The 13,471-nt window shown below is 37.4% G+C and carries 13 protein-coding genes; 10 read left to right on the top strand and 3 right to left on the bottom strand.

The window, feature by feature from the left end; genetic code table 11:
- Together PTI45_RS07170 and PTI45_RS07165 are read right to left on the bottom strand one after the other, a co-directional pair.
- Positions 1-702: hypothetical protein (locus PTI45_RS07170; protein WP_139129222.1), on the bottom strand; the 702-nt coding region annotated here is incomplete at its 3' end.
- 106 nt (positions 703-808) lie between these two features.
- Positions 809-1,969: a leucine-rich repeat domain-containing protein gene (locus tag PTI45_RS07165; protein ID WP_069326850.1), complete on the bottom strand. Its 1,161-nt coding sequence runs from the start codon at positions 1,967-1,969 to the stop codon at positions 809-811.
- Between the two features lie 336 nt (positions 1,970-2,305).
- Between PTI45_RS07165 and PTI45_RS07160 the strand changes: the two genes are divergently transcribed.
- The 10 genes from PTI45_RS07160 to PTI45_RS07115 all read left to right on the top strand — a co-directional run bounded on the left by PTI45_RS07160 (position 2,306) and on the right by PTI45_RS07115 (position 11,499).
- Positions 2,306-3,886, top strand: coding sequence for a glycosyltransferase family 39 protein (locus PTI45_RS07160; protein WP_069326849.1), 1,581 nt, complete (start codon positions 2,306-2,308; stop codon positions 3,884-3,886).
- 1 nt (position 3,887) lies between these two features.
- Positions 3,888-4,475, top strand: a complete 588-nt coding sequence (locus PTI45_RS07155) for a hypothetical protein (protein WP_069326848.1) — start codon at positions 3,888-3,890, stop codon at positions 4,473-4,475.
- A gap of 182 nt (positions 4,476-4,657) precedes the next feature.
- Complete coding sequence (locus tag PTI45_RS07150) at positions 4,658-5,524, top strand: phosphotransferase (protein ID WP_069326847.1); 867 nt, start codon at positions 4,658-4,660, stop codon at positions 5,522-5,524.
- 137 nt (positions 5,525-5,661) lie between these two features.
- On the top strand, positions 5,662-5,985 hold the full coding sequence (locus PTI45_RS07145) for a hypothetical protein (RefSeq protein ID WP_069326846.1): 324 nt from the start codon (positions 5,662-5,664) through the stop codon (positions 5,983-5,985).
- Between the two features lie 94 nt (positions 5,986-6,079).
- Positions 6,080-6,826, top strand: a complete 747-nt coding sequence (gene truA / locus PTI45_RS07140) for a tRNA pseudouridine(38-40) synthase TruA (RefSeq protein WP_069326845.1) — start codon at positions 6,080-6,082, stop codon at positions 6,824-6,826.
- Between the two features lie 316 nt (positions 6,827-7,142).
- On the top strand, positions 7,143-8,513 hold the full coding sequence (locus tag PTI45_RS07135; RefSeq protein ID WP_069326844.1) for an amino acid permease: 1,371 nt from the start codon (positions 7,143-7,145) through the stop codon (positions 8,511-8,513).
- A gap of 193 nt (positions 8,514-8,706) precedes the next feature.
- A complete protein-coding gene (locus PTI45_RS07130) occupies positions 8,707-9,603 on the top strand; it encodes an SDR family oxidoreductase (protein ID WP_069326843.1) in 897 nt (298 codons plus the stop codon).
- 139 nt (positions 9,604-9,742) lie between these two features.
- On the top strand, positions 9,743-10,402 hold the full coding sequence (locus PTI45_RS07125; protein WP_069326842.1) for a M48 family metallopeptidase: 660 nt from the start codon (positions 9,743-9,745) through the stop codon (positions 10,400-10,402).
- 57 nt (positions 10,403-10,459) lie between these two features.
- Positions 10,460-11,008 carry a GNAT family N-acetyltransferase gene (locus tag PTI45_RS07120; protein ID WP_069326841.1) on the top strand — a complete coding sequence of 183 codons (549 nt, stop codon included), beginning with the start codon at positions 10,460-10,462 and terminating at the stop codon, positions 11,006-11,008.
- A gap of 137 nt (positions 11,009-11,145) precedes the next feature.
- The gene (locus tag PTI45_RS07115) at positions 11,146-11,499 is read left to right on the top strand and encodes an MAGE domain-containing protein (protein ID WP_175425137.1); all 354 of its coding nucleotides are present in this window, start codon (positions 11,146-11,148) and stop codon (positions 11,497-11,499) included.
- A gap of 61 nt (positions 11,500-11,560) precedes the next feature.
- Here PTI45_RS07115 and PTI45_RS07110 read toward each other — a convergent pair whose 3' ends face one another.
- Positions 11,561-13,282, bottom strand: a complete 1,722-nt coding sequence (locus PTI45_RS07110) for a cellulase family glycosylhydrolase (protein ID WP_069326839.1) — start codon at positions 13,280-13,282, stop codon at positions 11,561-11,563.
- Positions 13,283-13,471 lie beyond the last annotated feature (189 nt).

Below are 13,471 nucleotides of genomic sequence, written 5' to 3'. Positions count from 1 at the left end.
AATAACATCAATAATAATATATGTTAATAAAGCTTCTTTAATAGTAGGCAAAGAGATTTTTATCATTTTTTGATAATCTTCATAGTTTAAACTATTACCTATAAAACTATAATAAGATCTCAAAAAAGGAAATAATAAATTCCCGAATATATCAAAAGTAAAAGCATTTAAGTTGAAAAAAGTATATATAAAAAAAGCTACTAGATAAATCCTCAATCTATATTTAAATATAAAGTAAAATATTAATATCTCTATAAGAGTACTAATATAAAAAGAACCATTCAATAATGTTTCATCCAAGGTTGTCATTTTCTCGATATACATCCAAAAATCATTAATAGTTAAATTGTTTTCTTTTAAGTATTTTGTATATTCTTTATTCTCTGTAATTATAGTAGTTACTAGCTTCTTCTCTTTCCATAGGTAATTGTATAAACTTTGTTTGTTAGCTACATTTTCAAATTTTGTATCTTTTAAAGCATTATATATTACTGAATATATATTTGTTTTTTCATCAATTTCTTCATTAAAAAATTTATCAACATTATACTTATTGTCTGTAGCAAAACGAATATAAATACCTGGATCAATTGAATTAATTAGATTATACGATTGAGACCATATTAACAAGAATAAAGGAAACCAAAAGATTAAAATTAAAATAGACAAAAGAAGCTTTTTTATATCCAAAAGATCACTCATTTCGAATGAATTAAATATATTATTCAAAAAAGAATTTGTAATTGAGAAAAAAGAGATTATATCGATTATATCATTTTTTACAAAGGATACTTTATTTAATATTCGTTTATCTCAGTACCCCACCCCGCGCTAAAATAATGTTCTCCAACCTTTGATATTCATCCGACGCTACATCTACCTCACTATTTGCTAACCGTACTTTTTTCAAATTCGGAAGTTCCACTAACAAATGAGGATCAGCAAAAGATGTTTTGCATAAATCTAACACTTCTAAACCAGTTAACGTCGCTAAGAAGTCCCACGACTTGGGTTTGAGCATGGTTACATCTAGATTTTGCAAAGTGCTCATGTCTGTTAAAGGGCTGAGGTCTTTCACTTTGGTGCCCCAGATCCATAACTGTTGCAGTTGTGGGCATTGCGTACGTATATTTGCGATTGAGTGTAGCTTCGATTTTTCTAAATATAATATTTTGAGCGCAGGGCAAAGTGTAATTGGTTCTAGTTGCTCTACCCATGATCCTCGTAACCGTAGTTCTTCTATCGCTGGATGTTGATCTAGAGCGGTTAAGTCGCTTACAGGAGCGAAGTTAATATCCAATACTTTAAGTCGATGAAGCTGTGATACATAAGAAAGATCTGTTAATTTTTTGGGAGCATTGATTTTGATTTCTTCCACATTTGGAAAAATAGCAAAAGAATGAAGGGTATCTATCTCACAGCGATTCCCGTGTAGCGATACCTTTTTCACACCGGTTGCAGGAGGAATAGACGGTAACGTAGCTAGACCATCTACAGTGATGCTGATCTCTTCCAGACAAGCAGGGAGGGAAGCTGAACTATTGTAATTGTGTTTGGATAAGCTAACCGATTGTAGAGAAGTCAGCGCAGATAGCAAATCTTCTGGCAACGCTTGTTGTACATTATATAATCCTAATGATTGCAAGTTGGAGAGCCGGGCAATGACTTCGATATTACGCTTAATTTTGGTTTTGCTGACAAAAGCCAATCGTTCCAGATGACTCGCCTGATCTAAGCCGACCAGATCCGGGATCGTCAATGTACTGTTGGTTGTACCGAATTCGAGACTTTTCAGATGGGGGAATTCTTGTAGAGGTGCAAACGTCGTTATGCCTTTGAGATCTAATAATTTCAGTGTGTCTAATTCATAGACAGAACCTGAATGTTGGAACCATGTATAGTGGCGGTGATTTGCAATATATAGATTAGCTTGTTCTACAATATGATATTTAGATTGCTCGTAATCCATATTAGAACCTCCTTAAACGATGAAATACATACAGTACTTATGGTGAAGCATTCAAAAATTGTCTACAGTTGCCTTCTATTTTAATCAATAATTCAGGTTGAGCCTTTATAATGAGATTTCAGAAGCAACAGAGAGAGAATAAGAACGCTATAGACAGTATAAATGAACCGAAAAATAGTAGATCGATATTGCGGATATCTCTATTTTTCAGTGGGAATGAGACTTGCTTGCGATGGGTGAATACGAATGGAACGGGAACAGTTTACATTCAATTTTTAAAATATCGCTGGCATGTTTAGTGTGCCTACTACTATGTTACCGCAAAGGAGTTTTTCGATGTTAAAAGGTATCCAAAAAACGTTGTATGTGATTCTGATTTTCTTTGTCAGTTTGTTTATCGCATCTTCGTTTTTTATTCGAGCAGAGTACAATTATGTGGTATATGGAGACACACCGATGCTACAGCAACAGCATGTAGGTACATTTATACTGCTTATCATCGCACTACTGGTATTCAGTGTAATGTTATATCGTCTGTGCTTGAAGCTGAATGTATATCGCCCTAAGATTGTGATTCCACTGGTTCTTTTAGGTTCATTAGCTATTCAAGTGGCCATTATTTTTCTATTTCCCCGCTTGCCAACAGATGACTCGCAGACCGTGGTGTCTCTGGCAATGAATATGCTGTATAAAGGCGATTATTCTACATTTGGTACGACAGGGTATCTGCATATGTTTCCTTTTAATTACTCGACCGTGTTGTATATTGAAGCATTATTAGCGATGTTTCCAGATAATTATGTCACGATTAAGTTAGCTAATATTGGTTTTGCTCTTATTACGACCTTGATGATCTATCTAATCTACAAACAGCTGAATCCTAACTCCAAAGACAATGATTACGGTGTACTCGTATTTGCAGCAACGTATATTCCGTCTTTATTTATGAGCAACTTTATCTACAATGATGTGATTGCAACGACATTGCTTACGTCAGCGTTGTATTTTGGAATTCGATTTATGAAAGAAAAGTCGATCAAGTACATTATACTCGCCGCTATTTTAGTGACAATCGGGAACTATTTTAGAAGTATAGGCATTATTTTCTTACTTGCGATTGTGATCTCATTGTTTTTCCATTTCAAGCAATTAGGCTGGAAAAAAGTAGTACTATCTGTATGCTTATTTGCCGTCTTGTTCAATATTCCAAGTTGGACTCAAAATACACTGTTACAGACCACAGACAAAGTGCAGACTTCTACGACCACCAATGCAGCACCGATCTATATGTGGCTGAATATGGGGATTAATCTGAAAACTATTGGATTCTGGGATAACCGTGAAAGTTATAATATTTACCAGCGAGATGCGGATTACAACAAAGCAGTGAGTACTGAACTATTTAAAGAATCGATTGCTCAGAAATTATCGACAGCTAGCTTTGGCGATCTGGTACACATGTATTATAAAAAGATCATCTGGACATGGACAGAAGGTACGTATCAGATCGAAAGATACGGTATTGGCAATGATGGCTCTTCTGGTGGTCAGCGTGCTAGCTTTATTATGGGTGGGTACAGTTATCCGACCTTTGCTACTGATCTATTTGCAGGCAATTCACCTTATCGTAGTGGGATACTCTGGGTCTTATATACGATGAATTTCTTAATGTACGGCTTTATTTTGATTCGTCTGATCGGCAGTCTACGGGCGAAGCGGTTCGATGAAGTGTCGTTGGTACTGGTGATTTTAGGATTTGTTGGGTTTTATATTTTATGGGAGATCAAGTCTAGATATATCTATCCTATCTATCCACTACTCATTATTTTGTCGTATATGGGATTCAAAGATACGTACGAATGGCTGATCCAACAGGACTTTTTACGATTACGATCTTCTGCTAGAAAGGAGTCTTAATATGCGTAAAAAAAGATATCCTGTCTCGCTACTCCTGTTATTACTGTGCGGGCTGATGTTGTTAACGTCGTGTAGTGCAATTACAGCTCAACAGATACCCCTTAACAGTACAAGTACAATGGGTGGTGGGGGCAATCGTAATGCCATGCGCGGAATGATGGATGCTGATCTGATCGGCAAAGTAGTTTCTGTGAAGGGGAGTACAATCACAATTGATGTGATGGAGCAAGCACAGCGCCGTTCCTCGGCGGCGGATAACCATAGTGCAGTGCTTTCTAGTCCATCTCAGACGACTACACCTAACTCTAATCGGACTTCTAATACGCCTACACCGAATACAGATCGCACTTTCCCAACTGGTCGGTCAAATGGTAGTACGTCTACTATGAGTAAGACCGGTGTAGAGAAAACGATAACGATCGGCGAAGAGATAACGATTTCTCAAATCACAGCCATGATGCCACAGACCAACAAGAATAGCACAACAACCACACTTAAAGTATCTGATCTTAAAGCAGGGCAGATTCTGATGATCTGGTACAAAGATAATACCAATACGGTGGAGAAAATCAGTGTGATGGATTCATAATAGATGATTGGTAACAACAGAGGGGAGCCATAAGCTCCTCTTTTTTTGTGTCTAAAATAATAAATACTTTTATTCTAAATCGAATACTATTACTTCACTTTCATAGATGTATCATATCTGTAGAAATGATAAGATAAATGTAAAATACGGGTAGTACATATTGCCAGAAAAGAGGAACCTTGTTGCCTACTATCCTTCACAACATACAGTGGAATGAGCAAGACGATCTTTTACATACGTTATTACATCCTAAATCCGATATAATTCAGCATTCGCTAGATCAAGGATTTGAAGCAGAAGTCATCAAGTTGTCATGTGCTCAAGGTGATTTGGTCTTGAAAATATGGAATCAACAGGCAAAGCCAGATGTAGAAGCACAATATCAGTTATTGCAGTTTCTTTTGGCTAAAGGGATTGCTGTATCTAAGCCGATAGGGTGGGGTATGCTTCATAATCAAGATCAAGTATTACTCACAACGTTTGACGGGACAGCACTTACCAACATGAACAAAAAGAAAATTGTTCAGACTGCTACCTTATTGTCTGCTATTCATCATGTTAAGATCACAGAAAGTGAATATGCTTTACTTCCGAAATACGGTTTTATAGATTACTTTTTTCCTGACGTAGCAATGTACACCGATATTAGCGACATACTGTATCAGGTTATGCCTATGATTACGCTAGAGCAGAATCGTGTGATTCATGGCGATTTTCATCTGGGAAATATTCTGACTACTGAAAACCGTTATACCGTAATCGATTGGACGAATGGACAATTAGGGGATGCGAGATATGATGCGGTCTGGTCGATGACATTGCAGAAAATTTATATTTCAGAGCGATATGCTGAAGTATTCCGTGATGCTTATCTAGCAGAGCACCCGATATCTGAAGAAGAATTACACATATTTGAAGCACTTGCCTGTCTCCGGTGGATATTGCTTGCTCGTCAGGGCGGGATTACGGTACAGCCACAAGCACAGCAGAATATAAAGCAAGTCATAGCTAACAATCCACTTTTGGCAGAAAGGAATTGTGAAGTGTAAAATATTCAGCCACATATGTCGTAATACATAAATATAAGATATTTTGCTTTGAAAAAATTATTTTTTTATTACTTTAGATCGCATTATAGTACTAAGATCTTATGGAGAGCTATTATAAAATGTTAGGGGAATGAAGTATGGCTTATGAATGGGAACGTTGTCCAAGATGCGATTCGGCAAAAGTTACTACAGGATCAGGATGGGGAATTGCTTGCATATTATTTTATTTTGGTGCAATGATTTGTTTTGTGATAGCTTACATAGCAGATAATAATTTAATGGTACAGCCTATAGCTTACACAATAGATAATCAGTTAATGAAACATCCTATTGCACTAGGAATAATTATTTTAATCGGGCTATTAACATTGTTTACATGTATCAAAATAATAAAGAGTGGCATGACTTCTAGGTGTGAAACTTGTAGTTACGCATGGGAACCTACAAAAATAGAAGACTAAAAATCAATTATTTAAAACCCAAACGAAATACACATAATATGATACAGTAGATATCTTCAAAGTATTTATTTTATCCAACACAAAGGGAGTACACATGAACAATTACAAATTAATCATCCAATACGATGGTGGGCGTTATAAAGGGTGGCAACGGCTTGGAGATAGCGACAATACAGTGCAAGGTAAGATTGAAAAAGCCATCTCTGTACTGGTCGATCAACCGATTGAAATTATAGGTTCTAGCCGTACCGATGCTGGGGTACATGCACTACATCAAGTCGCACATTTTAAAATTAAAGAAGATTTGCCAGAGTCCAAAATTTTTAACTTTTTGAATCATTATTTACCAGCAGATATCAGCATTACAGAAGTATCTAAAGTCGACGATCGGTTTCATGCACGTTATCATGCGACCAACAAAACGTATATTTATAAAATATGGAATGAAGCGTATAGCCATCCTTTTATGCGGAAGTACAGTATGCATGTTCCCAAAAAGCTAGATATCGCGAAAATGAAAGAGGCTTGTGCTCATTTTCTGGGAGAACATGATTTTGCAGTCTATTCTAATGCCAAGTCGAAGAAAAAAGATACATTACGTACCATCTACACATTAGATGTCGAGGTAGTGGATGGATTTGTACAATTCCGTGTGTCTGGAAATGGATTTCTTTATAATATGGTACGCAAAATGGTTGGTACATTGATCGAAGTGGGATTAGGGGAGAAGCAAGCAGCAGATATTCCTACGATTTTGCTATCCAAAGAAAAGCTACAAACAGGTGGTATGGCAGATGCAGAAGGTCTTTATTTAGAACAGATTCAATTTAAATCTGAATAAGGATAGCGTTCTACCGAAAGTTCTTTGTTTATCAAAGGATGTAGAAATCAGATCATATAACAATAAGGAAGCAGACTTGAAAAGGTCTGCTTTTTTTTGTAGTTTAATACGTAGTTTGCAGTGATAATAATAGTTGTATTTCTTGAAATATTCCCTTACAATTTGTTGAAGTAATTCTGTAATGCGTTAATGTATGTCACAGCGAACACATTAATAAGCATATTATAATCGTTGTACATAATGGGTTAGATCTTAGAAAATCATGTGTAGTATTGAAAAATGTAAAGATGAACACAGTTGAAAGGGAGCGTTCTTTTTGGAAACCAAGCAATTGACTAGAGGTCTCAAAACACGTCATATTGAATTGATTGCCCTTGGAGGAACCATCGGGGTCGGTCTATTTATGGGATCAGCAAGTACGATTCAATGGGCAGGGCCTTCGGTTTTACTCGCCTATTTGGCAGCAGGTGTGATTATGTTATTTGTGATGCGAATGATGGGCGAAATGTTAATCGTTGAACCGGTAACAGGGTCGTTTGCTACATTTGCTCACAAATATATTAGCCCATTGGCTGGATTTTTAACGGCATGGAGTTACTGGTTTTTATGGGTAACAGTCGGGATGGCTGAAGTTACAGCTATCGGAATCTATGTAGGGTACTGGTTCCCTGAGATTCCGCAGTGGATTCCAGCATTAGCCGGTGTCGGCATTATTGCGGCTGCCAATCTAGCGGCTGTTAAGTTTTATGGAGAATTTGAATTCTGGTTCGCGATGATTAAAGTGGTTGCGATTAGTGCGATGCTTGTGATCGGCACAGGCATGATCTTTTTTGGACTGGGTAATGGCGGTGTACCGATTGGGTTATCTAATCTGTATGTACATGGCGGATTTTTTGCTGGCGGGTTAAAAGGATTCTTATTCGCCTTATGTATTGTAACAGCGGCATATCAGGGAATCGAGATGATCGGGATTACCGCAGGGGAAGCAGAAAATCCTAAAGTAACATTGAAAAAATCAATTAAAAATATTATCTGGCGGATACTGATTTTCTATGTAGGTGCAATCTTCGTTATTGTCACAATCTATCCTTGGAATGAAGTAGGTACAACAGGAAGCCCATTTGTTTTGACATTTGCCAAAGTAGGTATTGTAGCGGCAGCAGGTATTATTAACTTTGTAGTGCTTACCGCAGCGATGTCTGGTTGTAATAGCGGTATCTATAGTGCAGGTCGTATGCTGTATACACTAGCGCAAAATAAACAAGCGCCACCATTTTTTGCTAAAATTTCGAAAAGCGGTGTACCACGTAACAGTATTATGACAACAATCGCTTTACTGTTGGTAGGCGTTCTGTTCAATTACTTATTTCCAGATTCCAAATTATTTTTGTACATTTATAGTGCCAGTATTTTACCCGGCATGGTTCCGTGGTTAGCCATGGCATTCAGCCAGTTCAAGTTCCGCAAAAAATGGAAAAATGATATCCACGAGCATCCATTTAAATCGTTATTTTTCCCAGTCAGTAATTACATCGTGATTATCTTCTTAACATTGGTGCTGATCGGCATGTGGTTTAACCCGGATACGCATAATTCATTAATCGTCGGCATTGTATTTATTGGTATTGTGATCGCTAGTTATTATGTGTTTCGAATTGGGAAGAAATCGGATCAGCGGATAGATTAATCCAATATTACTTTTTATATAATAACGCCTATAAAGATACCATAATGCGAAGCATATTCTTTTTTCTAGCATGTTTAGAAAAAAAGGATATGCTTTTTGTTTGAAGATAAGCTATCACGGTTACATAGAAAAAGAGCTCATTAATTTCCAGAACGACCAATATAAACATCATCTCAGAGGAGGAAATTCAATCATGGCTGACCAATATCAAAAGCAAGATCCAACGACTCAACATCCTAAGGCAAATGAAGACTGGCAACAAAAACAACCAGAACCCGGTTTGCAAAAAGATATGACTCCAATTCCAGATTCTGGAGAAACGAGTTACCGTGGTACAGGTCGCTTAACAGGACGCAAAGCTTTGGTTACAGGAGCAGATAGTGGTATCGGACGCGCAGCAGCAATCGCTTTTGCTCGTGAAGGTGCAGACGTTGTAATTTCTTATCTACCTGAAGAAGAAGCAGATGCTCAAGAAGTCGTGAAATTGATCGAAGAGTCAGGTCAAAAAGCATATGCAATGCCTGGCGATCTTAAAGATGAGCAATACTGTGAACAATTGATCGAAGACACGGTAGCTAAATTAGGCGGAATCGATATTCTAGCTAATGTAGCAGGTAAACAGCAGTTTGTAGAATCGATTGCTGATCTAACCACAGAACAATTTGATGCTACATTCAAAACAAACGTATATTCTCTATTCTGGTTATGCAAAGCAGCGATCAAGCATATGCAACCAGGTAGTTCAATTATTAATACATCATCGATCCAAGCGTACTCTCCTTCACCAGGATTGTTGGATTATGCAACAACTAAAGGTTCAATCAATGTATTCAGTAAAGCACTGGCACAACAAGTTGGTGAAAAAGGTATCCGTGTCAACGTAGTAGCACCAGGTCCAGTATGGACACCGCTACAAGTGGCAGGCGGACAACCAACAGAAGCATTGAAAGAATTCGGTTCTAACACACCACTTGGACGTGCAGGACAGCCTGTAGAAATGGCTCCAGCGTATGTATTCTTAGCTAGCCAAGAATCTAGTTATGTAAGTGGCGAGACGATCAATGCTAACGGTGGTATGGTTAGTCCATAACTCGTTGACTATACTCATAACTAAAACCATATTATAGATACGAAGAGGGGCATACAGCCTCTCTTTTTTTGTTTTGGCATCATAGAATGATATGATAAGAAGTAAAATCCTATATTTTATAGTAGAAAAGAGAATGTCTATGAAAATACAATTCGATGAGCGCACAATTGAATTTAATGTGCAATATAGCAAGCGCACGAAGATAGCGATTCAGCTTGAAACGATTGGGCTTATTACAGTCAAAGCTCCTAATGGAACCCCGGAAGAAGATATTTTGCGGGTGATGGAGCGAAATAAGCAATGGCTGTTGGATAATACAAGTAAGCTAGATCAAGCTAAAGCAAATGCGGTTCCTCAAGCCAAAGAATATGAAGAACAAGGGCAGTTTTTGTATTTAGGGAAAAAGTATTTTTTGCATGAGCTTATTGAAGTTGGCGATGCCAGTGAAGAAGAATTACGCCAGAAGCTGAAAAAGTTTTATTTTACCAGTTGTAAAAAAATTGTTCTCGAACGTATTGAAGGTTACCAAAAGCAACTACGGGTAAAGCCAAAAAGTATCGATATCGAAGAATCGACCACCAAATGGGGAAGTTGTCATTCGAGCAAAAAAATCACGTTTAATTACCGCCTAGCTATGGCTCCGATAGAAGTGATCGATTATGTAATTGTGCACGAACTTTGTCATTTACTTCATATGAACCATGATCGTTCTTTCTGGAGAAAATTAGGTAGCATTATGCCAGATTACAAAGACAAAGAAGAGTATTTAGCAAGACATGGACAGCATATGACACTTTAGTTTGTAAGTTGAAAAGGGCAAAATTAAACAGTACATTTAAATCAAAGGAGCCGGAACATGATATTACATTCAGAACATTTAACGATTAAACCGCTTGTGAAAGAAGATATAGCTTCATTGCTTGCTTTAGAGGTGAACAATAGAGAATTTTTCAAAGCTTTTGCTGGCACACGTAATGAATTCTTCTATACATACGAAGGTCAAGCTGAACGAGTTCACCGCTTTTTAGAGTCAAGTGAACAAGATACAAGCTATTGTTTTCTTATTTTTCTCAAAGACACAGACACTGTGATCGGCGAAGTGATTTTGTCTGAAGTGGTACGAGGTAATCTACAAAGTGGTTGGATCGGGTACTTTCTTGATCAAACGTACAATGGTAAAGGGTATATGAGTGAAGCGGTAAAAGTGATCGTACAACATGCCTTTAGTGAGTTGGGACTACATCGTATCGAAGCAGGTGTAATGCCTCACAATATTGGATCGATCAAAGTATTGTTAAAAGCAGGATTTACTAAAGAAGGCATTGCTCGCAAAAATGTAAAAATTGATGGTGTCTGGCAAGATCATTTGACGCTCGCTATTATTGAAGAAGATTTACAAAAATGACTTTAAAGAAATGCTAGATATTTCACGAAATTACCTTAATATTAATTTCAATTAAAAAACTCTTATGGATAAAATTAGTATATAATAAAAGATATTACTAATATGATATCTGGGAGATGTTGAATTTGGAAAAGCTGATGGAAACTTACATTGGTCAGGTTTCTAATCAATTTCAAGAGTGTGTGTACCAAGTATTGAAACAATTACATCAAGTAGTAGGCGTGGATGTTGATATGTTGAAAGAACACAACTCAGAAGAATTGTTAGCAGATATGTTTCGTAGAGGATATTATATCGAGACAGTTACCGATCATTGGAAAGATGAACATCAGACGGTGTATTACCATTTGAAATGTGAACATGAAATTATATTATCAGGTCGGATCATCTGGAGACTAGAAGGATATTATACGCATTTCTTGGCAGATTTGGGTAAGAAAGTGGATAGTACCTGGAAAAGTATAGATGAGTTAGAACTACAAAGGTTATAAATATAACAAAGGCAAGCTTGCGGATATATTCACCGTAGCTTGCCTTTGTTGTTTTATTATTTTAAGACGTTTTACCAACTACGCTTGATCCACTCTTCGTGATTTTGTAATTAACAACATCACCATTCCAGAAGTAGAATTTGAGTAGAACTTCGCCATCGTTGGTTTCTTTGAAAAAGTCTGGTGTTAATTTGATTACGTTGGCACTATAATCCGGGCTGAAAGCTGTTGCGAATTCTTTATAAGATGTCCAGTTTTGCGGCCCTGCATTTCCACCACTTGTATACGTAGCTTCCATTGTCGCTAACTGATTACCATTGAAAGTCGTAGGGATAGCAAATGAACTGGTTGTGCCTGTTGTAGCACTCACTTTCGGTGTATCATACGAGATCACATTAAAGTTCCAGTTGGCACCTTTGTTAAATTTAGCTGTTAGTGTAGCATTGACTCCTAATTTACCTGAAGCCAGCAACTTAGTCACTAGACTGGATTTGATAACAAGGGTATCTCCACTGATCGTATAATCGGTACCTTTAACCAGTGTAGTACTACCATTAGAAAGGGAACTGAATGTATTACCATTGAGATTCAATTTCACCGTTTTGTCTTGGATTGCTGCTCCTTTTTTGAAGTACAGCAAGTCTGTCTCAGCAGTAGAAGAACGTCCTGTCCAACCTGCTTTCATCACATTGTATAGTTCAGGATCTGACCATTTGTAGGCTGTACGGCTAAAGTGCTGTCCGTTATCCCATAGCATCGTGGTCATGTTTTTTTGACGTACATAGTTAGAAAAGAATTCAAAGAATTTCAGTTTTTCGCCTTGTTCGATAACGCCTGTATTTTTGTCGAAGCCGAGCAATCCGAATTCGCCAATAACGACTGGAATGCCTTTAGCGACAAATGAGTTGTATACACGATCAAAGGTATCTGTGATATCTTTTTGCGTATCTGCTTCAAATTTCGTATAACCAGCAATATTTACACTGAACGGCCAGAAGCCATAATAGTGAACCGTAGCAATAATGTTAGGATCTTTTAATTTAGCAATCGTCTGGGATAGTGCATCCAGATCTGCTTGTGTTGAAGAAGTAGCTAGAGTAGGAAGAACAATTGCACGTGTTGCATTATTTCCACCGGATGCTCTTACGATTTTGTGAAAAGAGGTATTTAGTTCATCTAGCAATTTGTAGGCAGTTGCTGGATCGGTTGTTCCACCTTCTGTAAAACGAGGCTCATTAATACTTTCGAACATCAGCTTGCTAGAAGAAGCTTTGAAGCGATCTGCAATCTGTGTCCATACCGCATTGTAACGGGCAAGTACCGCATCATGATCTCGACCCATATAACTTGTCCATAACCAAGAATCATGATGGATATTGATCATGACATACAGATTCGCATCCAATGCCCAATTGATCACTTCTTGTACACGACTCATATAAGCAGCATCGATTGTATAGTTAGGCGCACTGCCTGTATGTTGATCCCAGGTTACAGGAATACGAATACTTTTATATCCTTGATTCGCAATCTGTTGAATCAATTCTTTGGTGACACGAGGGTTACCCCATGAAGTCTCATCTGCCCCTGTAGCATCCAGTGAATTCCCTAAATTCCAACCCGGTTGCATCGCACTGACATACGATTGAATACTTGTTGTCGCAGCGGCAGATAAAGATTGTTCTTCATCAGAAGCGGCTGAAGCCATTGAAGAAGAAAATAAAGAAAGGATCATAGCCGCAATCACAGTTAAAGAAAGATACGATTTGGATTTACGTTTCATTAATAAAGTCTCCTTTGTGAAAGTTATGGACAATCTGTAAACGTAATGATCTGTACATCTTGAAAACAAATAAACGTTTTCTTTGACAAACAGTCGTTGCAGGAACAGGTTATATAGGTAGAAGAAATGTTGTAAGCGATACCACCTCCCGCTAAATTAGTAATGAAAGCGTTTTCTAAATTGTAATAT

It is taken from the genome of Paenibacillus nuruki (assembly GCF_001721045.1).
Classification (GTDB): Bacteria; Bacillota; Bacilli; order Paenibacillales; family Paenibacillaceae; genus Saccharibacillus; species Saccharibacillus nuruki.
The sequence above is the reverse complement of the archived record's forward strand: the minus strand, read 5'-3'. Positions and strand labels throughout refer to the sequence as shown.